The organism is Vibrio sp. 1580, assembly GCF_033340055.1.
The window spans coordinates 69314-91173 of record NZ_JAWOVT010000007.1; the positions used below are offsets into that span (position 1 = coordinate 69314).

18 protein-coding genes are annotated in these 21860 nt (G+C 45.3%); 8 read left to right on the forward strand and 10 right to left on the reverse strand.

The annotated features are described in order from the left end of the window. Window positions 1–62: 62 nt before the first annotated feature. The 3 genes from norR to R7093_RS12875 all read left to right on the forward strand — a co-directional run bounded on the left by norR (window position 63) and on the right by R7093_RS12875 (window position 4564). A complete protein-coding gene (gene norR / locus R7093_RS12865) occupies window positions 63–1592 on the forward strand; it encodes a nitric oxide reductase transcriptional regulator NorR (protein ID WP_025766857.1) in 1530 nt (509 codons plus the stop codon). A gap of 174 nt (window positions 1593–1766) precedes the next feature. Next, complete coding sequence (gene hcp / locus R7093_RS12870; RefSeq protein WP_025766858.1) at window positions 1767–3428, forward strand: hydroxylamine reductase; 1662 nt, start codon at window positions 1767–1769, stop codon at window positions 3426–3428. An 80-nt stretch (window positions 3429–3508) separates the two neighbouring features. Beyond that, window positions 3509–4564 carry a hybrid-cluster NAD(P)-dependent oxidoreductase gene (locus R7093_RS12875; protein ID WP_025766859.1) on the forward strand — a complete coding sequence of 352 codons (1056 nt, stop codon included), beginning with the start codon at window positions 3509–3511 and terminating at the stop codon, window positions 4562–4564. 213 nt (window positions 4565–4777) lie between these two features. Here R7093_RS12875 and R7093_RS12880 read toward each other — a convergent pair whose 3' ends face one another. From R7093_RS12880 to R7093_RS12890, 3 genes are all read right to left on the reverse strand, one after another. Next, complete coding sequence (locus R7093_RS12880) at window positions 4778–5719, reverse strand: class I SAM-dependent methyltransferase (RefSeq protein WP_047100750.1); 942 nt, start codon at window positions 5717–5719, stop codon at window positions 4778–4780. 31 nt (window positions 5720–5750) lie between these two features. Then, a complete protein-coding gene (locus R7093_RS12885) occupies window positions 5751–6443 on the reverse strand; it encodes a TIGR01621 family pseudouridine synthase (RefSeq protein ID WP_047100752.1) in 693 nt (230 codons plus the stop codon). Between the two features lie 81 nt (window positions 6444–6524). After that, on the reverse strand, window positions 6525–7895 hold the full coding sequence (locus R7093_RS12890) for a sodium-dependent transporter (RefSeq protein ID WP_042522154.1): 1371 nt from the start codon (window positions 7893–7895) through the stop codon (window positions 6525–6527). 430 nt (window positions 7896–8325) lie between these two features. Here R7093_RS12890 and cls point away from each other — a divergent pair, with 430 nt between their 5' ends. The 4 genes from cls to R7093_RS12910 all read left to right on the forward strand — a co-directional run bounded on the left by cls (window position 8326) and on the right by R7093_RS12910 (window position 13224). Beyond that, complete coding sequence (cls, locus tag R7093_RS12895; RefSeq protein WP_047100754.1) at window positions 8326–9780, forward strand: cardiolipin synthase; 1455 nt, start codon at window positions 8326–8328, stop codon at window positions 9778–9780. A 211-nt stretch (window positions 9781–9991) separates the two neighbouring features. Further along, entirely contained in the window at window positions 9992–11197 is a 1206-nt protein-coding gene (locus tag R7093_RS12900; protein ID WP_047100757.1) for a cystathionine beta-lyase, read from the forward strand. Window positions 11198–11445: 248 nt separating this feature from the next. Then, window positions 11446–12351 carry an esterase/lipase family protein gene (locus R7093_RS12905; RefSeq protein WP_005378107.1) on the forward strand — a complete coding sequence of 302 codons (906 nt, stop codon included), beginning with the start codon at window positions 11446–11448 and terminating at the stop codon, window positions 12349–12351. A gap of 12 nt (window positions 12352–12363) precedes the next feature. Beyond that, window positions 12364–13224, forward strand: coding sequence for a lipase secretion chaperone (locus tag R7093_RS12910; protein ID WP_047100759.1), 861 nt, complete (start codon window positions 12364–12366; stop codon window positions 13222–13224). Between the two features lie 24 nt (window positions 13225–13248). Here the strand turns inward: R7093_RS12910 and R7093_RS12915 are convergent, their stop codons facing one another. The 7 genes from R7093_RS12915 to pspA all read right to left on the reverse strand — a co-directional run bounded on the left by R7093_RS12915 (window position 13249) and on the right by pspA (window position 20588). Next, the gene (locus R7093_RS12915; protein ID WP_017634671.1) at window positions 13249–13815 is read right to left on the reverse strand and encodes a DNA-3-methyladenine glycosylase I; all 567 of its coding nucleotides are present in this window, start codon (window positions 13813–13815) and stop codon (window positions 13249–13251) included. Between the two features lie 72 nt (window positions 13816–13887). Beyond that, complete coding sequence (gene vmeI / locus R7093_RS12920) at window positions 13888–16998, reverse strand: efflux RND transporter permease subunit VmeI (protein ID WP_017634672.1); 3111 nt, start codon at window positions 16996–16998, stop codon at window positions 13888–13890. Continuing rightward, window positions 16995–18092 (reverse strand): efflux RND transporter periplasmic adaptor subunit, encoded by a 1098-nt coding sequence (locus R7093_RS12925; protein ID WP_005378112.1) that lies wholly within the window; start codon window positions 18090–18092, stop codon window positions 16995–16997. The genes vmeI and R7093_RS12925 overlap by 4 nt, the downstream gene beginning before the upstream one ends. Window position 18093: 1 nt before the next feature. Further along, window positions 18094–19125 carry an efflux RND transporter periplasmic adaptor subunit gene (locus tag R7093_RS12930; protein WP_005378114.1) on the reverse strand — a complete coding sequence of 344 codons (1032 nt, stop codon included), beginning with the start codon at window positions 19123–19125 and terminating at the stop codon, window positions 18094–18096. A gap of 161 nt (window positions 19126–19286) precedes the next feature. Beyond that, on the reverse strand, window positions 19287–19676 hold the full coding sequence (gene pspC, locus R7093_RS12935; RefSeq protein ID WP_017634673.1) for an envelope stress response membrane protein PspC: 390 nt from the start codon (window positions 19674–19676) through the stop codon (window positions 19287–19289). After that, window positions 19669–19902 carry an envelope stress response membrane protein PspB gene (gene pspB, locus R7093_RS12940; protein ID WP_005378117.1) on the reverse strand — a complete coding sequence of 78 codons (234 nt, stop codon included), beginning with the start codon at window positions 19900–19902 and terminating at the stop codon, window positions 19669–19671. Before pspB ends, pspC begins: the two co-directional genes overlap by 8 nt. 14 nt (window positions 19903–19916) lie before the next feature. Then, complete coding sequence (gene pspA, locus R7093_RS12945) at window positions 19917–20588, reverse strand: phage shock protein PspA (RefSeq protein WP_005378119.1); 672 nt, start codon at window positions 20586–20588, stop codon at window positions 19917–19919. A 232-nt stretch (window positions 20589–20820) separates the two neighbouring features. On the opposite strand from pspA, the gene pspF reads away from it, so the two are divergent. After that, window positions 20821–21828, forward strand: coding sequence for a phage shock protein operon transcriptional activator (gene pspF, locus R7093_RS12950; protein ID WP_017820869.1), 1008 nt, complete (start codon window positions 20821–20823; stop codon window positions 21826–21828). The last annotated feature ends 32 nt before the right edge of the window (window positions 21829–21860 follow it).

Consider the following 21860-nt stretch of genomic DNA (forward strand, 5'->3'; position numbering starts at 1 on the left):
TCGATGTTCAAATGACATCAAGTTGCTAGCATGAGCCCATTCCAGATAACTTTGGGCTTGTTATGACTCCGACTGTTGACCACGTACTCCTTAATATTGCGCTAAACCTCAGCTCAAATCGTTCTCACGAGCAGCAATATCAAAATCTCATTGATGGGGTCGCGCAAGTATTCCCATGTGATGCGAGCTGCCTGTTTATCTTCGATGAGGATGGGTTTCTAACTCCTGTCGCGGTAAAAGGCTTATCCAGCTCGGTCTTAGGTCGTCGCTATTTCCCCAAGGCGCACCCTCGCTTAGATGCCATTATTCATAGCCGTGAACCGGTGCGTTTCGATGCCGATTGTTCACTGCCGGATCCTTTCGACGGCACACTATTAACTGAAGACCAATGCATTGATGTTCACGATTGCATGGGCTTTAGCTTGTATGTCGAAGGCCAACTTGTTGGCGCACTAACGATGGATGCACTAACAGTGGGCGCGTTTGATGGCATCGATCCTGTCGCTATCGAAACCTTTGCGGCTTTGACCGCTGCGACATTGCGTAACATAGCTCAATTAAAAGCGCTCAAAGCGCAAAACCAGAAGCAAAAAAGCGTCACTCAAACCCTTATCCAGCAAGCCCGTTCTCAACATGGTGAAATGGTGGGTTTGAGTCCGCAGATCAACCAGTTACGAAACAACATTGCGACTGTTGCTCAATCAGATTACGCGGTACTTATCACAGGAGAGACCGGTACTGGTAAAGAACTGGTCGCGCACTCGGTACACGCGCAATCTCATCGTAGCGATAAGCCGATGATTTACGTCAACTGTGCGGCCCTGCCTGAAGGTCTGGCTGAGAGTGAACTGTTTGGCCATGTCAAAGGCGCATTTACAGGTGCTAATAGCCACCGTGCCGGTAAGTTTGAACTGGCAGACGGTGGAACGATTTTCCTTGATGAAGTGGGCGAACTGCCTTTGATTTTGCAAGCAAAATTGCTGCGCGTAATTCAGCAAGGCGAGCTGCAACGTGTGGGTAGCGATCAGCATTTGATGGTCAATGTGCGCATCATCGCCGCGACCAATCGACAATTAGAAAAAGAGGTCGAAGCTGGCACATTTCGAGCAGACCTATTCCACCGTTTAAATGTATTCCCAATCCAAGTCCCCCCACTTCGTGCCCGTGACGGGGATATTCCCGTTTTAGCAGGATATCTGTTAGAAAAGGTACGCCAACAATTTAATGCGCCCAATCTGCACGTTCACCCTAAAGTGTTGACTCAACTGGAGTCTTTACCTTGGTACGGAAACGTACGCGAGCTCGAACACACTTTAACTCGCGCGGCTTTACACGCTATTCAACAAGGTGCAAGCACGATCATGCTTAACCATTTTGACACCTCACTGGCTCTCGATGATGTAAAAAACACATCGCATTATCTGCCTAAAGAAAGCCAACCAATGCGAGAGCTAATAGAAAGCTATCAACGTGATTTAATTGAACATGCTTTGAGCCAAACTGGTGGCGTTTGGGCAAAAGCAGCGGAGTTTTTACAAATGGATCGCGGGAACTTATATCGGATGGGTAAAAAGCTCGGGATCAATAAATAACCAACCACAAGAAGCCGATGTAATTAAGACATCAAGCCCGTTGTCTTAATTACATCAACCACTCTCCTAAATCTGATAAAATTCAATACAAATCAACAAGATAAAAACTGGCACACATTCTGCTCTCTAGTGGTCAACATCACGACTATTAAAACAATCACTGGAGAACCCAATATGTTCTGTATTCAATGTGAACAGACAATTCAAACCCCTGCTGTTAAAGGTTGTTCTTTTGCACAAGGTATGTGTGGTAAAACTTCTGAAGTATCTGACCTTCAAGATGTGTTGGTTTACACACTGCAAGGGGTTTCTTTTTGGGCATCAAAAGCACTTGAATTCAACATCATTAACGATGAAATCAACCAATGGGCACCAAAGGCATTTTTCTCTACATTGACGAACGTAAACTTTGACCCTGAACGTGTCCTAGAGCTAACTTCTCAAGCGGCAACGTACAAAGCATTGCTAAAAGAGCAAGTAATGTCTGCTGCAACACTCGCCGATACCGAAGTTGCTGACATCCCTGTTGTTGCTCACTTTGAGCTACCAAATAGCGCAGAAGCAATCTTAGCTTTTGCTCCTCAAGTCGCGGTTAACCGTGGTAAGGACCAAGTACATGAAGATGTTATTGGCCTACGCCTACTTTGCCTATACGGCCTTAAGGGTGCCGCAGCATACATGGAGCACGCACGTGTTCTTGAGCAAACCAACAACGATATCTATGCCGAATACCATGAAATCATGGCGTGGTTGGGCACAGACCCTGAAGATCTTGGCGAACTACTTGATTGCTCAATGCGCATCGGCCTGATGAACTACAAAGTGATGGAAATGCTCGACCAAGGTGAAACAACGACCTTCGGCCATCCAGAACCAACCACGGTGAACGTCAAGCCAGTAAAAGGCAAATGTATTCTTGTTTCTGGCCATGATTTGCATGACCTAGAAAAAATCCTGCAACAGACCGAAGGCAAGGGCATTAACGTTTATACCAACGGTGAAATGCTGCCTGCACACGGCTACCCTGAGCTGAAGAAATATCCTCATCTTGTCGGCAACTACGGCAGCGCATGGCAAAACCAACAGAAAGAATTCGCAAACTTCCCTGGTGCAATCGTAATGACGTCAAACTGCTTGTTGAATCCAAATGTGGGTCAATACGCAGACCGTTTATTCACTCGTAGTATTGTTGGCTGGCCTGGTGTGGCTCACATCGAAGGCGATGATTTTAGCCAAGTGATTGAATGTGCTCTAGCGCAAGACGGTTTCCAACACGATGAAATCGAACACCACATCACGGTTGGTTTTGGTCGCAATGCACTGATGAACGCCGCCCCTGCGGTTATCGACCAAGTGAAGCAAGGCAACATCAAACACTTCTTCCTAGTCGGCGGTTGTGATGGTGATAAAGCGGAACGCAGCTACTACACCGATTTTACGGCTGAAGCGCCAGAAGACACGCTAATCCTGACCTTGGCGTGTGGTAAGTTCCGCTTCAACAAGAATACGTTCGGAGATATCAACGGCATCCCTCGCCTATTGGATGTGGGCCAATGTAACGATGCTTACTCTGCAATCCAGCTTGCACTTGCACTGGCGAAAGAGTTTGACTGTGATATCAATGAACTACCACTCACGCTTGTGCTTTCTTGGTTCGAGCAAAAAGCGATCGTTATCTTGCTAACGCTATTTGCATTGGGCGTGAAAGGCATTTACACAGGCCCTACTGCACCGGCATTCCTAACGCCAAACCTAATCGCCATCATCCAAGAGAAGTTCGATATGCGCAGTATTGGCAATGTTCAGGATGATCTAAAAGCCATCCTAGCAGCTTAATAAACTTGCTTGTTCGCGCCTCCTTACGTGGAGGCGCTATCTATTTCGAACTAAAAATAGCCACAACCAAAGAGATTGTTATGTTTTTTGAATGGCAAGGTAACCAACCCGTCACACTCCGTTGCATCGACAAATACTTCGAAACACACGACACCGTCAGCATCAAATTGGCCGAACTAACCGAATCACTTCTGTTTCAGTTTAAGCCAGGCCAGTTTATTAACTTAGGCGTCGAAATTGATGGAAAAATGGAGTTTCGTGCCTATTCAATCAGCTCTATCAATGAAGACGATCACCTTCAACTCACCATCAAACGAGTATCTGGCGGTAAAGTATCGAACTACATCGTTGACTCGCTGCTGCTCGGTGATACCGTTCAAGCATTACCACCAGCGGGCGAGTTTAACTGCATTGACCACCCACCCGTTTTACGTAATGGCGAAACAAAAGCCTTGCTTATCAGTGCAGGTTGCGGCGTCACGCCCGTATTTTCGATGGCAAAACACTGGCTGAATAATCAAGATGAAGACGACAACGATGTGGACATCGCATTTCTTCATATCGCACGCAGCCCAGAAGAGACGATTTACTACGATCAGCTAGAAACGTTCGACGCTGTGTATCCCAACTTCCATTTAAAGCTGTTGCTGAAAAACCGCGAAGGAACGTCACACCCACAAGGTCGTTTGAATGCCGACTGGCTTAAAGAGCTTGTTCCTGATTTCAAGCAACGCACCGTTTACCTGTGTGGTCCAAGCCAGTTTATGCAAGATGTTCACGGCTATTTGAATGACCTTGGTTTTGACATGACGAACTTCTACCAAGAGAGTTTTACGCCTGCGACTGGCGCAGAAACATCGGTCTCCGATGAGACGGTTAACGTTTCTGTTCCTGATTTTGCTCAAAGCATCGATGCGCAAAAAGGTCAGGTACTGGCCGATGTGCTCGAAGGCGCAGGTTTACCATTAATCGTCGCTTGTCGAAGCGGGATTTGTGGCTCGTGTAAATGCAAGGTTCGTAAAGGCAACGTCTCTTCCACCAGCCTAGAAACATTGACGCCAGAAGAAATTGAACAAGGCTATGTGCTCGCCTGCTCATCAACCATCGAAGCGGATCTTGAAGTGCAGATCGGTTAATGCTGCTGGTATCAATCTTTTATTGTTTCCCGTCATTCCGGCGAGCCTAGGCGAGATCAGGAACCTAATATCAGCGTGTTAAGAATAACTCATTCTGATAATAGACTCTGAATCACACTCGCGTCTCGCTATTCAGATTGACGGGGTATCGCGGAAATGCCAGCCGTACTCAAACGGCTGGTATTATAGATAGGTACAACTTTCGTTTCGTCGTCATTGCTTCTCGCTAAACAGCAACACTTTCAATGCTGCTTCGCTGTCTACGTCCATAAACTCTGGTGGGTTATCCAGACGCTCACGGAATGTCAACTCTGGCGCTTCTTCTTTCATGCTTTCAATCAAGAAGTCGCTTGTCACAGATGGCGAGTTCACACATGCCATCACTTGACCGCCGTCTGCCAACAAATCCGGCAATCGACGTAGAATCTTTTTGTAATCTTTCGTCAGCGCAAAGCTGCCTTTCTGGAATGAAGGCGGATCGATGATAATCAAGTCATACTGACCAGATTTTTTAATCTTACCCCACGATTTAAAGATATCGTGCCCCATAAAGCTTACCTGGTTGATGTTATGACCATTTAGCTTGTGGTTCTCACGACCTTTAGACAGCGACGCTTTTGCCATGTCGACGTTAACCACTTTATCTGCGCCACCCGCAATGGCAGCGACAGAAAAGCCACACGTGTAAGCAAACAAGTTGAGCACGTTTTTTTGCTTCGCATTTTCGCGAACCCAATCACGACCGTAGCGCATGTCCAAAAACAGACCGAAGTTTTGATTGCGGCCAATATCCAATTGGTATTTCAAACCGCTTTCTTCAACGACAGGGCGAGCGTCTAATTCACCGACAAGCACTTCTGAAGGCGCACCATCGGCATAACGGTGCTGAAGAACCATAGTGCGACCTTGCTTGTCTGCCCACAGTGGTGATTGTGCCAACGCATTGAGGCTGCTTTTCAGCTCAGCGAGAAACGCGTCGTCGACTTCTTTAAACAAGTTGATGATCAACTGACCTTGTAACCAATCACAGGTGATTTGCTCTAGGCCCTCAAAACGACGGCCACGACCATGAAACAGTCGACGAATTTCGTTAGGAGCTTGCGCGAGCTCGGTTTCTAGATGCTGAAAGAACAGCGGAAGTTGTGATGCTTGCATCGAGTTCTCTTATTAGTTTTCTTTGTGACGGTTATTTGATCGTAGGCCAGTTCAGTTCCCAAGGGGAAAGCCAAGTATCCAAACCCTGGGAGACGGTTTCACTGCGCCATTTGCAACCTAGCACTTGGTATTCTCGTGGGTCGCAAACAAAGCGATATTGCTCATCTCGGTATTGGAAGCAAAGTGAAAATGCATGCAGATAACCGCGATCAGCCTCATTGCCTGCATTGTAAATCGGGTCGCCAACAATACCTGAGCCAACCGATTTTAATGCCACGCGGATTTGATGCGTTTTACCAGTGTGTGGCTTACATAAAAATAGGCGCTCTCCGGGCTCTGCCGTAAGAGAGAAAAACTGGGTGACGGCTGGGTTATTTTTGCTGTTGACCAGCTTCCATGATGAACGGCGCGAACGCTCCATATCACCAACGACCAAACCTTGTTTCTTTTTCGGCTTTTTAGAGCCAATCGCTAGGTAGAACTTTTCTACTTGGCGGTCAGCAAAAGCTTGCGATAACGTACTGGCCGCTTTGGCGTTGCGTCCGAGGAGCAGAATACCCGATGTCATTTTATCCAAGCGATGGATAAGATAGAGCTGCTCATCACCACTCTGCTTAGCCACTTCTTGCAGCAGCATTGTGTCGCCATCGTCTTTATGAACAGAGACGTAGGGATGCTTATTGATGATCAGAAAATCGGGATGGGTATGTAGAATATCGAACATAAAAAACTGGCTCCACGTTTGGAGCCAGCAGTATACATAAGTTACCGGACAAAGCTATCGAGGCATGCCCCAAGGTCTTTGCTAAAGCTTCTTCGAGAAAATGCCAGCAAGGCCAATGATTGCGATACCCAGCAGCATGATTTCACCTTTGCCACTATCAAAGCCAGACTTAATCCCCATGAAGGCAACAATAGCAATCGCAACAGGAATCAGGTATTTAACTAGGTTGTACCACAATCCAAATAGCGGGAAGGATACTTCGCCGTCATTAGTGATCTCTTTTTCTAGCTCAGCACGGCTTAGGCGCCATCCTGCAAAGATACAAACCAACATACCACCAACCGCTAAGAAGATTTTGTCCGTTAGTAAGTCAAAGATATCAAAGGCACCGGTACCAAACAGCGTTGGTCCCATTCCACCTAACGATAGTGACGCAAAAATACATAATGCCGCCATAACTGCACTTGCAGACAGAACAGCGTTAGAGCGCTTCATGCCTTTCTCGTCGATTAGGTAAGACACGACAACTTCCAATAGTGATACTGAAGAAGTTAATGCCGCCACCGTCAAACCGATGAAAAATAGCAATGCGAATAGCAACCCAATCACACCGCCCATTTCAGCAAATAGCTGAGGAACGACAACGAATACAAGACCAGGGCCTGCTGCAGGCTCCATGCCAAAGGCAAACATTGCTGGGAACATAGCAACACCAGCAAGAATCGCGACACCTGTATCCATCGCAGTAACCATACCGGTTGTTTGAACTAGGTTCTCTTTCTTCTTCAGGTAAGAACCGTACGTCATCATACAACCCATACCTAAGCTAAGTGAGAAGAACGCCTGCCCTAGTGCAGCAAGAACCACATTGCTGTCGACTTTAGAAAAGTCCGGCATGAATAAGAACTCAAGGCCCGCCATTGCACCTGGCAGCATCAAGCCTTTAACAGAAACAACGATTAGGATTAAGAACAGAAGCGGCATCAGAACCTTACCAGCTTTCTCAATACCACCCGAGATCCCTTTCATCACAATCATGACGTTAAGGAACAGGTAAACACCCATCCACATTAAAGGTTGAATCGGATCTGAGATGAAACCGCCAAAGCTGTCGCCAATTGCTTCTGGCGCGCTGAGTAGACCACCACCCACTTTAAAGATGTAGGCCAATGCCCAACCACCAACCACAGGGTAGAAGCCCATGATCAAAAGACCACTGAAGACTCCCATAACGCCAGTGAACGTCCAGCGTCGGTCAGTTGTTTTGAATGCACCTACGGCAGAAAGACCTGTCTTACGACCAATAGCGAACTCTGTCAGCATCACGCTAAAGCCGATAAAAATTACAAAGATAAGATAGATAGCAACGAATGCACCGCCGCCACTCTCACCTGCTGTGTAAGGGAATTTCCATATATTGCCTAAACCGACAGCGGAACCCGCTGCTGCCATTACGAAGCCTAGTTTAGACCCCCACGTATCACGTGGTGCTGCTGTATTAGTTGTAGCCACGCTTTTTCTCCAAAATTAGTTTGTTGTGTATGCATAGAGATAGGCGTCTAAAAAGTTTATGTAAAAATTATTGTACACTTATAAAATAAGCGTTCGACGCACTATGTCTAGAAAGTAAAGCAGCTCCCCTTTAAAATTGGAACCCCAAAAAAGTACATTTATCGCACAAGTGTCGAGTTACGCAGGTTAAATGCTGCTTTTTTGTTCAAAAGTTAAAGAATGACCTTATTTTTCACATTAAAATAACAGAATCAGCTGTTATGAAATTCGTTCCTCATATAAGGTCAATCCCATGTCTAAATGGGAAATCTATTCCCCCAACCCACTTTTATGCTTAATATCCTAGAAGGGCATATTACTCTGAGCGTATATGGACAAGTTTTATCACTTTCTTACTTTAGCTGGCATCGGGCTATATTGGTTATTGGTCGCAGGTGTGACCATTCGTGTCGTTTTAAAGCGCCGTGCAGTGAGCGTGTCTTTAGCTTGGCTAATGATCATTTATATCCTTCCCGTTCTGGGTGTCGCGTGTTATTTCCTCTTCGGTGAACTGAACTTAGGCAGAAAACGGGCCGAACGCGCAAAAGAGATGTTTACACCATTCGAGAAGTGGTTCAGTCAGCTTAACGACTGTAACGCGCACAACCCAGAAACGATGGGAAGGCACATCTACCGAATTGATGAACTATGTAACAACCGCCTTGGTCTTCCCGCATTGAGCGGTAATACATTGTCGCTGCAACAGTCACCTAATGAGATTTTGCATTCCATTATTGAAGACATCGAAAACGCGCAGAGCAGTATTCGAATGGTATTCTACATTTGGCATCCAGGTGGTTTGGCTGACTCTGTCGCTTCTGCACTTATCCGAGCGGCTAAACGCGGCGTAGATGTCAAGCTATTGCTCGATTCAGCAGGTAGCCCGCGTTTTTTCAGAAGTCCTTGGTATCGAATGATGCAGGATGCTGGAATTGAAGTTATTCAAGCGTTAGAAGTGAAGATGTGGCGTATTTTCTTACGTCGTCTTGATCTTCGCCAGCATCGCAAGATCATCGTAATTGATGATGAAATTGCTTATACCGGTTCAATGAACTTGGTTGACCCGGCTTACTTCAAGCAAAATAGTGGCGTTGGGCATTGGGTGGATATCATGGTTCGTATTACAGGACCAACGGTAAACGTATTGAGTGCCATCCACTGTTGGGATTGGGAAGTCGAAACTGGCGAACGTCATTTACCAAGACTACCTGAATGCAAGATCGATGAGAGTGAATTCCAACACCCTATTCAGGTTGTGCCTTCTGGCCCAGGTATGCCGGAATATCTGATCTATCAAGTATTAACATTGGCAATAAACCAAGCCAATCGCTCGGTACGAATCACAACACCATATTTCGTGCCCAATGCTGATTTACTCGAAACGTTAAAGATGACAGCACAACGAGGCATTGACGTTGAACTCGTTATTCCACATAAAAATGACTCTATGATGGTGCAATGGGCGTCACGCGCTTTTTATAGTGAGCTCTTGAGTTCAGGGGTCAAGATTTATGAGTTTTATGGTGGTTTGCTGCATACAAAATCTGTCGTAATTGACGACCAATTCTGTTTAGTTGGCACCGTAAACATGGATATGCGCAGCTTGTGGCTGAACTTCGAAGTGACCCTCGCCGTTGACGACGAAGAGTTCACCAAGCAAATGTCTTGGTTACAAGATAGCTATATTAAGCAATCTCACACTGTTGTATTGGAAGAATGGGAGAAAAGGAGCCTATTTTCTCGGTTCTTAGAGCGAGTGTTCTATCTCTTCAATCCACTCCTCTAATACCTCAAATACACAGGCTAAAAAACCTCCAGCGCTACATGCATCCTGCTGGAGGTTTGTTCTTTTAGCTCCCTATCTACACGATACCTCTCGACATCATTACCTGTTCATCTTGGCTGTTATTGGCTGATAGTTGACTTTTCCCTTGCATAACCTACGTCGTCCATGTTTTAAATATTCCAAACCGCAATATTTAAGACAGGGAACTTTTATGTCAGAGGGAAAAAAAACCAAACTCATTACCGCTGGCCGCGATAAAAAGTGGACAAATGGTGTTGTAAACCCACCCGTTCAACGCGCTTCAACTGTGGTATTCAATACCGTTGCAGAAAAGAACCAAGCCACCATTAATCGTGCAAACAAAACGTTGTTTTATGGTCGCCGAGGCACCAACACGCACTTTGCTTTCCAAGACGCAATGGTTGAGATTGAAGGTGGAGCTGGTTGCGCGCTTTACCCTTGTGGAACGGCAGCAATTTCAAATGTCATCCTCTCTTTCGTTGAAACTGGCGATCACATTCTAATGGTGGACACTTGTTACGAACCAACTCGTGACTTTTGTAACACCATCATGAAAAAGATGGGCATCGAAACCACCTATTATGACCCAATGATCGGTGAAGGTATCCGAGACTTGATTCAGCCGAATACCAAAGTCCTTTTCTTGGAGTCTCCTGGTTCAATAACCATGGAAGTCCAAGATGTACCTACATTAGCGCGCATTGCCCACGAGCAAGATATCATCGTGATGCTTGACAACACATGGGGAGCAGGCGTGAACTTCTCTCCTTTCGAGCATGGCGTAGACATTTCCATTCAAGCGGCAACTAAGTATATTGTTGGACATTCAGATGTCATGCTAGGTACTGCTGTGGCTTCTGAAAAGTATTGGGATCAGCTTCGTGAACAAAGCTACCTGATGGGTCAGTGCGTTTCTCCTGACGACGCATACCTAGGTCTTCGAGGTATTCGCACGTTGGATGTTCGCCTAAGACAGCACGCAGAAAGCAGTTTAAAAGTCGCTCAGTGGCTCGCTTCTCGCCCAGAAGTTGATCATGTCCGCCATCCAGCTTTAGAAACAAGCCCTGGCCATGAGTTTTTCAAACGAGACTTCACAGGTGGAAACGGCTTGTTTTCATTTGTTCTCAAAACGTCTTATCCAAAAGCGACGACGGCTCTGCTTGATGGTATGAAACACTTCAGTATGGGTTACTCTTGGGGCGGTTATGAAAGCCTCATTCTAGCTAACGAACCTAAGAGCTTTAACAGCCTGAGAACCGTAGCTCACCCACACTTTGAAGGTACTTTGGTTCGTATTCATATTGGCTTAGAAGACGTAAATGACTTGATCGCTGATTTAGAGGCTGGTTTTGCGCGTTATAATGCCTTAATGCTTGAAAAAGAAGCCTCCCTATAACAATGATTGAATCGCCCTGCATTGCGGGGCGTTTTTATAACCCTCTGACTTAATTAGAATTAACTAACATTCGCCCGAACCATTAATTAATGTTAATCATTTGTGTTGTTTTTCAATTGAGCAGTCACAGAATGAAATAATGTGCCATAAATAGGCTTTTCAAATTTAGAGTTTCTCTCCTACTTTTTATCATTCATAAGAGGTCATACCACAAGGAGATAGTTTTGAAACTCAAATTTATAGCGCTAATGCTTTTTACCTTAGTTACCGTCCCAATAACCTCCGTATACGCTGCGACAGGTTATACCCAAACCAAGTATCCGATTGTCTTGGTTCACGGTTTGTTTGGTTTTGATACCCTGGCAGGCGTTGATTACTTTTTCGGAATACCACATTCCTTAACAAAAGATGGTGCTAAAGTTTATGTTGCACAGGTATCCGCGACCAATAGCAGCGAAGTTCGAGGGGAGCAACTGCTTGCTCAAGTAGAAACCTTACTTGCAGCTACAGGCGCAGAGAAAGTCAATCTCATTGGTCACAGTCATGGTGGTCCAACAACGCGCTATGTTGCCTCTGTCCGTCCTGACCTAGTCGCATCAGTTACGAGTATAGGAGGCGTTAATAAAGGGTCTAAAGTAGCCGATTTAGTTCGTGGCACCGTATCTGAGGGTTCGGGGAGTGAGCAGCTCGCGGTAAAACTGGCGCAAGGTTTAACCACTCTTATTAATCTTCTATCAGGTGGTTCTGATCTCGACCAAGACCCTTTAGCCTCATTAGCAGCCTTGACCACGGAAGGATCATTGGCGTTTAACCAGCACTACCCAGAGGGAGTCCCTACCAGTGAATGTGGTAATGGCGACTTGCTAGCTTCAAATGGCGTTTATTACTACTCATGGACCGGATCATCCACTTTTACAAACGTTTTCGATCCGACTGACGCTGCCATGATGGTACTTGGCTTAGCCTTTGATGGGCCGAATGATGGCTTAGTTGGTGCGTGCAGCACACATTTAGGCAAAGTCATACGTGATGATTATCAAATGAACCATTTGGATGAAATTAACGGTCTACTCGGTATTCATCATCTTTTTGAAACCGATCCAGTCACGCTTTATCGCCAACATGCAAATCGTCTCAAACTTCAAGGTTTATAAGAGGTCATCACAATGAAGAAAGTCGCTCTCACCACTTTTATCCTGCTCTCGATATTTGGCGTGGGAGCGCTTTCTCTGTTGCAAAGCGACAAACAACAAGAGATAACCTCTAACCATTCGCCATCTCAGCAAGATATAGCCGCCGATGTCTCTTCCCCAAAAGATTTCTTCGAATATTCTCTTAGCCGGCTGGGCGAAGAAGATCTCGATACGATCAAAGCGGAAGTCAATGATGACACTTTAGCAAAGCAAACTCTGAATATTGATGCCAAACTTTTTCAAACCTACCTTTCCTACAAGCAAGCACTCTCTGCATTAGAGCCTTTTGAGCACAATCACCTAACGCTTGAACAGTTAACCATGCTGAATGAAGCAATACTGAACTTACAGCTTCAATACTTTAGCGAGGCGCAGATAACCCAATTGTTTGACGAAGAAAACCGACTTCGCCAACTTGCTTTAGAAAAGCTGACGATTAAAACACAGGCATCGGATATCGAGAGTCAAGAACACCTTCTCAATCAAGCGTTATCAGAACAACCGGATTACATACGAGAAAGTGAACGCAATAACGCATTAGCAAAGCAGCTCGAGCAAGCTTCTCAGCTTGATTCACAAGACAAGTACATCGCCCGTGTTGCTCTGGTAGGAGATGCCGGAGCGCAGAGGCTGCAAAAACTTGATGAGCAAAGAGAATCATTTGAGACTCAACTCGCCACTTACTTAAAGCAGCGTCAAAATATTCTGAATAGAGATTTTCTAGGGCAAGACGAAAAACAGGCAGAAATCATTGCTTTAAGAAAACAAAGCTTCGATGCCACTCAATGGCGTCGAATCGAAGCTTTGGAACGTATTCATGATAGCCAGAACTAACAACATTAGCTTAATAGCCAAACGTTACTTATTCTGCTTTTTAGGACATCCAACGATATGGTCATCCACCATGCCGACGGCTTGCATGAAAGCATAACAGATGGTTTCACCGACAAACTTGAAGCCTTTCTTTTTTAGGAATTTACTCATGGCTTTGGATTGCTCTGTCGAAACTGGCACGTCACTCATATGTTGCCATTGATTAATGATTGGTTCGCCGTCCACGAACTGCCACAACGCGTCTGATAAACTTCCGTATTCAGCAATTAACGCTTTGGCCGCTTTGGCATTACTGAAAACCGAGTTAATCTTTCCGCGATGCCTTACAACATCGAAGTTTTCCACGATGTATTCAGCGCGTTCTTCATTTCTTTGTTCCAACGCATCTAGATCGTAATTCTCGAACGCTTCTCTGTAACCTTCGCGCTTTTTAAGGATGGTGATCCAACTAAGACCAGCTTGCGCACCTTCCAAAGTAATAAATTCAAACAGGACTTGGTCGTCATATACTGGCACGCCCCATTCGGAATCATGATATTCGCGCTCTAATGGGTGATTCATCGCCCACGCACACGTTTTTTGTTCTGTCATTATTCTTCCTTAAAAAGCGCCTCTAACTGATGAGCTAGAGGCGCGATATTTTTCATCGTTATATCAGTAGCACTAAGCCTGTTTCGGTACTGCCACTTTATGGAACAAACGATACAACACTGGCACGACAATCAGTGTCAGGACTGTCGCAAAACCCAAACCAAACATAATCGTAACCGCCATTGGTTTGAAGAAAATATCTGGCAACAGTGGGATCATACCAAGGATCGTCGTGATAGCAGCCATACAAACGGGACGGACGCGACTTACCGCAGCATCAACGACCGCGTCATAAGCCTCTTTACCGGACTTCATTTCAATTTCAATTTGGTCCAGTAATACGATGCCATTTTTGAGCACCATTCCCGATAAGCTTAAGAAGCCGAGCAATGCCATAAAACCAAACGGCGTGTTGAGTGCCAACAAACCAGTGGTGACGCCAATTAACGCCAGCGGTACGGTAAGCCAAACAATGAGTGGCTCTTTGATAGAGTTAAATAGGAATACAGTGATCAAGAACATGAACAAGTACCCCATTGGCATAGTAGTAAACAGTGACTCTTGAGCATCACCTGAAGATTCGTATTCACCACCCCACTCTAAGGAATAACCTGGTGGTAATTGAATCGCTTCGATTTGGGGCTGTAAGCGTTTTTGCAATGTCGATGCGGTTTCTTCACCTAGAATATCAGGGTCTGCCATCACAGTGAGCATACGCTTACGGTTCTTACGTACGATGATAGGATCCTCCCAACGCATGTCGTAACCCATTGTGACTTGTTGAAGTGGGATAAACTCACTCTGTGCTGGACTCCATATTTTCATGCCTTCAATGTTACGAATATCAATACGTTCATCTTCAGGTAAACGAGCCACGATAGGCATGAGCGTCGTGCCGTCTCGGTAAAGGCCTATCGTCATTCCAGAGAATGACATGGACAAGAAGTCATCGACATCTGATTTGGTAATGCCATAGCGACGTGCCTGACTCTCGTTAAACTGAGGTTCAAGAACTTGGGTTCGTTCACGCCAATCATGCCTGATATTTGTTGCCTGAGGGTCGGCGTACATGATGTCCTTGACCTGAGCGGCTATCGTACGAAGGACGGTTGGATCTGAGCCAATAATGCGAGCTTCAATTTTTGCACCACCACCAGGGCCTAACTCAATCTGTTTGAGCTTGTAATTGATTTCTGGGTAGTTGGCTTTTAAATACTCTCGAAACTTCGCCATTAATGGTTTCAACGCTTCGTAATTTTCCATACGAGTGGTTATCTCACCATAAGCCGCATAACTTTTCTCTGGCGCGTACGTTAACATGAAGCGCTGTAAGCCTTTACCCGCGGTCGTCGTGATATGGTCAACATGCTCTTGCTTAGCTAACCAACTTTCTAACTCTTTAAGCGTTGTGTTGGTTGCTCGAATATCAGTTCCTTCTGGCATCCATACATCTAACTGAAAAATCGGCGTTGTCGAAGATGGGAAAAACGCTTGCTTCACAAAGGTGAACCCGTAAACACTTGCCGCTAATCCCGCAATCAGCACCACAACGGTAAACCAAGCACGACGCATACAAAACTGAAGAAACTTTTTATAAATAACGAAAATAACCCCGTTATATGGATCATTTTCTTCCCCTTCACCTTGTTTAATCTTCTGGCCTTTAAAGAAGATGTCAGCAAAGAATGGTGTCAACGAGATAGCGGTAAACCAGCTCAACATTAAAGAGATCAGCAGAACCGTAAATAAAGTGCCACAGTATTCGCCCGTCGAGTCTTCAGACAGTCCAATTGGCGCAAATGCAGTTACCGCAATCACAGTTGCCCCAAGTAATGGCCACTTTGTTTGGGTAACAATGTCGGTCGCTGCTTGGAGTCGAGTTCGCCCTTTTTGCGTACCAATCAAAATCCCCTCAACCACGACGATTGCATTGTCCACCAGCATACCTAACGCGATAACCAAGGCACCTAATGAAATCCGCTGCAAATCTATCGCGAGATACTTCATGAAAATGAACGTACCCAGCACCGTCAGCAGCAAGATTAAACCGATTAGTAGCCCAGAACGTAGCCCCATAAAGAACAGAAGTACGATAATGACGATACCGACAGCTTGAGCCAAGCTGACAACAAAACCGCTAACCGATTTATCCACCTCTTTAGGCTGACTGTAAATTTCCGAGATTTCGATACCGACAGGTTGTTGGTACTTTAGCTCGGCAAGGCGATGATCAAACGCTTTTCCGACTTCAACCACATTGACGCCTTCAGCAAAAGAAACACCCACGTTCAGTGCAAGGCTGCCGTTAAAATTAATAACATTACTCGGTACTTCTACATACCCGCGTTTTATTTCCGCCACATCTTTCAAGAAAATGAGCCCCTGAGCGCCCGACTCAGTAATCAACAAATCACCCAGCTCCTCCACACTCTGGAACTCGCCAGTCGGCTGAATTCTGATGTACTCGTCACCAATTCTGATCGCCCCTGCGTCAGAAACCACGTTTTGCGTCGAAAGAAGATTAAACACGGTATCCGGAGCAAGACCTATACTGCTCAGCTTTTTCATCGATACTTCGATGAAAACTTGCTCTTGCTGTTGCCCGGATACCGAAACTTTACTCACGCCATCAACCAGTTCGAGCTCTCGGCGTAAGTAATCGACGTAATCCAGTAGCTCTTTATAGCTATAACCGTCGCCAGTCACCGCTAACAAAATCCCGTAAACATCACCAAAATCATCGATCACTTGAGGTTCATTCACACCTGGAGGCAACGTCCCTTTAAGGTCGTTCACTTTACGGCGCAACTCATCCCAAATTTGTGGTAGATCATCAGGGCCATAATTGTTCTTCATCGTGACCGTGATTTGAGATAATCCCCGGCTAGAAATCGAATTTACTTCATCAACATAAGTAAGCTGCTGAATCGCTTTTTCGATTGGGTACGTCACTTCTTCTTCGACTTGTTGCGGTGTCGCACCAGGGTAAGAGGTCACTACCATCGCATCTTTAATAGTAAAAGCAGGGTCCTCAAGACGCCCTAAACCAAAGAATGCGGCGATACCACCAATCAAAAATATCAGTGCGACCATCCAACTGATGACGCGATTTCGGATGAAGTACGCAGCAATACCGGTCACATCATCATCACTTTGAGGCACTGATTTATTAAGATCGCTCATAGACCGGCCTCCTGCGTAGCCATTTCCTGTATCACTTCCACTTTCATGCCATCCCTTAATCGAGAAACACCGGCAATCACGACTTTGTCTTTGAGCATGAGACCATCAAGGATTTGAATGGACGTTTTAGATGCCTTACCTGCTCGCACCTGTTTGCGCGATACCGTATTGTCGTCATTCAGTACCCAAACAAATTTGTTTTCGCGCCCCAGCTCGTCACCATCCGCATTAAAAATGGCTTCGATAGGAACATTAATTCCTAGGTTGAGATCAAGCCCAACATTCTCGTCTTTAGAAGTTACCTCAACAGCCATACCATCTAGGATGTACTCTTCTTCCGGCATAGGAAGCGACAGTGTGACAGTAAACGTACCTGTTGTTGGGTCGGGTTCGGTTGTAAATTCTTTTACCGTCGCGTTATATTCGTTACCACTGGGCACGCGCACTAATGCTTTGATCGCGGTAAGCCTTTCTTCCGTTGGCGGTTGGTTCACATAGAGGCGGTCAGGAAGCTGAATCAACACTTCGACTCGCTCCAAGCTGTGAATATTAACGATATGCTGTCCGACTTGAACATTTTCGAATTGGTCGATATTAACTCGCGAAATAATCCCATCCACGGGCGCTTTTAAGGCAGTAAATGATAGACGAAGTTTGGCTAACTGAAGCTCAGCTAAGGCGATTTGTCGTTGTGCTGCAATTTCATCAAACTGAGACTTAGCTAATAGGCCTTTATCAACCAAAGGGCGTGAGCGGCGATACTGACTGTCGACAACAGAAAAACGCGCACTCGCATTATCTACATCCAACTCATAGTCAGTGGGATCTAGCGTTGCAATAACATCACCCTTCGTGACTTTGTCGCCCTCTTTTACCATGATGCGGCTGACTTCTCCTGCCACTCTGAAGCTCAAATGAGAGCGATCCGCTGCATTCGCAACCGCAGGGAAGTACAAGTTGTCATCCACCTTGTTTCCCGCTAATGACGTAACTCTAACTCGTGGCGTTTCGAGCTCTTTTTCTGGCGCCTTATCCCCACAGCCAACGAGAAAAAGCGTTGAAAGTAAAGTCGCTAGAGAGATGATTCCTTTCATATTACAACCCTCTTTCCTTAATCCACGCTCTTACCTTAATTCCGGGTTCAATTACACTGACACCCGAGATAATGATTTGGTCGCCATCGTTAAGCCCGGCTAACACTTGATTTTTGTCATTCATCTCAATTGCGGCTTTGGATACAATGCCTTGCTCATCGACACGCCAAACGTATGTTTTGCCGTTTTCTTCTAGCAACGCGGAGTTAGGAATCTTTGTCGCTCCTGCACTTTTGGACAGGAGGTAAGCATTGCCAGACATTCCCGGCAAAAGGCCAATTTCTGCTGGCCGCTCCATGACCATCGTGACTTTGTAACTGCCCGTTTTAGGGTCGGCTTCTGTATCGATTTCCTGAAAGGTTAAGTCAAAGGCTCGCTCGGGGAACGCATCAAATATCATTCTGGCAGAGACATCGCTCCCCTGCGTGTAACGATTTAGAAGATAGTCTGGGATTTGGAATATCACTTTGAGGAGTTGGTTGGACTGAATATTCATCACCCCTTCTTTCGCGGCAACATATTCATGGTTTTCTGCTGGAATGTACGAAATAGTTCCATCATATGGCGCGACAAGTTTGGTATACCTTAAGTTTGCCTTTGCTTGATTCCATTGAGCTTTTGCCGAGTTGTGGTTCGCTTTTGCCTCATCAAAATCTTGCTCAGATACTACTTGGTCTTTACGTAGCTTTTGGTATCGCTTGTATTGCACATCTGCGAGCAAAAAATTTGCCCGAGCTTGCTGTTCGAGCAGAGAATATTCATCTGGGTTTAATGACGCCAAAACATCACCTTTACTGACGACTTGACCTTCATTCACTTCTATCGTTTGAAGAAGCCCAGGAACTCGAAATGTCAGTACTGCTCTATCGCCAGCTTCCGTCGTGGCAGGAAAATGTCGCTCAAACTGGGCATTGCCAACAGATACTGTAAATAGCTTCGCAGGGCGCGATTCAGGTTCAGGAACAGGAGGAAGTTCTTTACCGCACCCCGACAAGACAGCCGAGATGGCAATAGGAATGAGCAATTTTCTCATTACATTCATCCATAAAAATTGGGGGATTATTTTTAAAGTAGATGAATTTTGAACGAACTTCCAGAGCAGAAAAGATTAATAGTGCTTTAAAATTAGTAATTTGTGATAAAAAAGCAGGCTTTATGCCTGCTTCAGTTAAATCTTCTTTGGATACAAAATGCCTAAAGCTTACTGAATTCTCTGTTCACCCTATATGTATCAGACGTAACATAAGCTTCCATGTTACGAATTTTGCCATCAAGACGGTCAAAATCCCTTTCCAACACACTGAGCAGTTGATCAGGGCTTTGCCCTTTCTGCCAAGGCTTACTTTTGAGCGTATGCTCTTGCTGCGCTCTGATATTTTCAGAATACGTTACTGGTTGCTTTTCTAACATAAACGCCATCGCGACGTACGCTAACAATACCAAAAACGTACCACCTAACAGCGCTGCAGAAATCACTACAATACGAATCAACCAAACTTCTGCACCAAAGTAGTTGGCAATACCGGCGCAAACACCGGAGATTTTGCCATTTACTGGATCACGATACAGTTCTCGATTATTCATACTTGCGTCTCCATGTTGGTGACTCAGCATCCAAGATGCGCTCCAATGTATCAACTCGGGACTGCATCGCTTCTGCTTTTTCAGATAGTACCTGAAGGCGCTCTAAATCCTGGCTCGACAGTGCACTATCTGTTTTGCGTTTGCTGCGATAGTGTAAGAAGAGCCATAGTGGAGCGACAAAGATTAAAAAGACAATCACTGGTCCTGCTATAAAAAATGCCGACATAAATGGCTCCTTTCTTATTTATCTTTCGATGACATCTGTTCTTTCAGTTTTGCCAACTCTTTTTCAATTTCGTCTTGTGCCTGCAACTCTGCAAACTCTTGTTCTAGCGATTTAGCATTACCGGTTTGAGCATACAGGTCTGCTTCCGCTTCCATTTCATCCACTTTACGTGAGTATTGCTCGAATTTCGCCATCGCTTCATTAGTACGGCTAGTGTGCAGGTGTTTTTGCACATCACGACGGTTAGATGCAGTTTGGTTACGAATTGCTAGTGCTTGCTGTTTTGCGCGCGTTTCAGCAATTTTGCTTTCCAACTTACCAATCTCGCCAGTAAGCTTATCGATCGTTTCTTCCACTAAGGTTTGCTCAGTGTGGAGGCCTTTAATCACTTGCTCTAGCTTTTGCTTTTCAATTAACGCTGCACGAGCTAGATCTTCACGCTCTTTAACTAATGCTAAGCTCGCTTTTTGGCCCCATTCGCCAATTTGCTCTTCTAACGTTTCAACCTTACGAGCCAACTCTTTCTTGTCTGCAATCGCTTTAGCCGAGTTAGTACGCACTTCAACAAGTGTGTCTTCCATTTCTTGAATGATAAGACGGATCATTTTTTCAGGATCTTCCGCCTTGTCCAGTAATGCACTGATGTTTGAGTTAACGATATCTGCAAATCGAGAAAAAATACCCATAACGGAACTCCTCTTTTTTCCTATTAAAACTCGACAAGGTGGTGATTAACCTTGTGTCTCCCTGAATATATAACAAGTAACGTGCCAACTTATAATTTTCTTTTAAATCAGAGTGTTATTCATTTTGTTGTCGTTACACACTATTGTGCTATGATGTTTTTCACCAACTGTTGGTGAAATTTACCAACTCTATCTCTAAATCATGGCTCGGCTGTTAAATAAGAAGGACTTTATGAAGCAAAACCTGATTGGTGAATCACCTGCTTTTCTCGCTGTACTAGATAAAGTATCACAACTTGCACCCATTGAGCGCCCTGTCCTCATCATTGGTGAACGAGGTACGGGTAAAGAACTCATCGCTCAGCGTTTGCATTATTTATCAAGACGTTGGGATAAACCACTACTATCACTCAACTGTGCGACATTAAGCGAAGGGCTAATAGATTCCGAATTGTTTGGACATGAATCCGGCTCCTTCACAGGCTCTAAAGGTAAGCATAAAGGGCGTTTCGAGCGTGCCGAGGGCGGTACTTTGTTTCTTGACGAGCTGGCGACCGCACCACTTTTAGTTCAAGAAAAGCTATTACGCGTCATCGAATATGGTGAATATGAGCGAGTTGGCGGTCATACCGCTCTCAATGCGGATGTTCGACTTGTTTGTGCAACCAATGCCGACCTACCAAAATTGGCAGAGCAAGGTGATTTTCGTGCAGATCTGCTCGACAGGCTAGCCTTCGATGTCATTATGTTACCGCCTCTTCGCGAGCGCAAAGAAGACATTCTCTCTTTAGCAGAGCACTACGCGATGAAAATGTGTCGTGAACTGCAACTGGAATACTTTGTCGGTTTTACCCCAAAAGCGCAGCAGTCGCTTATTGAATATGAATGGCCCGGTAACGTCCGCGAACTAAAAAACGTGATTGAACGTGCGATTTACCAACATGGTCTGAATGCTCACCCAATTGATGAACTGGTTTTCAATCCTTTTGAAACGGTTTGGCACAGCGCGCTTGGCCATAGTGCAAAACAAGCAGAACAACAAGAAGAGGAAGCATCAAGCAACACCATCCAATTCCCTCTAGACTATAAACAATGGCAAGAGGAACAAGATATCCATTTACTCAATCGTGCATTGGAAGAAGCCAAGTTTAATCAACGACAAGCAGCCGAGCTACTTGGCTTGAGCTATCACCAATTACGAGGGATGGTTAGAAAATATGGTTTGGTCGGACAAAGCTAACTTGACCGAGAGTACTCAATCAATACACGAGC

Excerpts from the sequence above, each read along its gene's own strand:
- R7093_RS12930 (WP_005378114.1), bottom strand. The coding sequence starts at position 19,125 with ATGAGAAAATTGCTCATTCCTATTGCCATCTCGGCTGTCTTGTCGGGG.
- R7093_RS12880 (WP_047100750.1), bottom strand. The coding sequence starts at position 5,719 with ATGCAAGCATCACAACTTCCGCTGTTCTTTCAGCATCTAGAAACCGAG.
- R7093_RS12910 (WP_047100759.1), top strand. The coding sequence starts at position 12,364 with ATGAAGAAAGTCGCTCTCACCACTTTTATCCTGCTCTCGATATTTGGC.
- R7093_RS12905 (WP_005378107.1), top strand. The coding sequence starts at position 11,446 with ATGCTTTTTACCTTAGTTACCGTCCCAATAACCTCCGTATACGCTGCG.
- R7093_RS12925 (WP_005378112.1), bottom strand. The coding sequence starts at position 18,092 with ATGAAAGGAATCATCTCTCTAGCGACTTTACTTTCAACGCTTTTTCTC.
- pspB (WP_005378117.1), bottom strand. The coding sequence starts at position 19,902 with ATGTCGGCATTTTTTATAGCAGGACCAGTGATTGTCTTTTTAATCTTT.
- pspC (WP_017634673.1), bottom strand. The coding sequence starts at position 19,676 with ATGAATAATCGAGAACTGTATCGTGATCCAGTAAATGGCAAAATCTCC.
- R7093_RS12885 (WP_047100752.1), bottom strand. The coding sequence starts at position 6,443 with ATGTTCGATATTCTACATACCCATCCCGATTTTCTGATCATCAATAAG.
- hcp (WP_025766858.1), top strand. The coding sequence starts at position 1,767 with ATGTTCTGTATTCAATGTGAACAGACAATTCAAACCCCTGCTGTTAAA.
- pspA (WP_005378119.1), bottom strand. The coding sequence starts at position 20,588 with ATGGGTATTTTTTCTCGATTTGCAGATATCGTTAACTCAAACATCAGT.
- pspF (WP_017820869.1), top strand. The coding sequence starts at position 20,821 with ATGAAGCAAAACCTGATTGGTGAATCACCTGCTTTTCTCGCTGTACTA.
- vmeI (WP_017634672.1), bottom strand. The coding sequence starts at position 16,998 with ATGAGCGATCTTAATAAATCAGTGCCTCAAAGTGATGATGATGTGACC.
- R7093_RS12900 (WP_047100757.1), top strand. The coding sequence starts at position 9,992 with ATGTCAGAGGGAAAAAAAACCAAACTCATTACCGCTGGCCGCGATAAA.
- cls (WP_047100754.1), top strand. The coding sequence starts at position 8,326 with ATGGACAAGTTTTATCACTTTCTTACTTTAGCTGGCATCGGGCTATAT.
- R7093_RS12875 (WP_025766859.1), top strand. The coding sequence starts at position 3,509 with ATGTTTTTTGAATGGCAAGGTAACCAACCCGTCACACTCCGTTGCATC.
- R7093_RS12890 (WP_042522154.1), bottom strand. The coding sequence starts at position 7,895 with ATGGCAGCAGCGGGTTCCGCTGTCGGTTTAGGCAATATATGGAAATTC.
- norR (WP_025766857.1), top strand. The coding sequence starts at position 63 with ATGACTCCGACTGTTGACCACGTACTCCTTAATATTGCGCTAAACCTC.
- R7093_RS12915 (WP_017634671.1), bottom strand. The coding sequence starts at position 13,815 with ATGACAGAACAAAAAACGTGTGCGTGGGCGATGAATCACCCATTAGAG.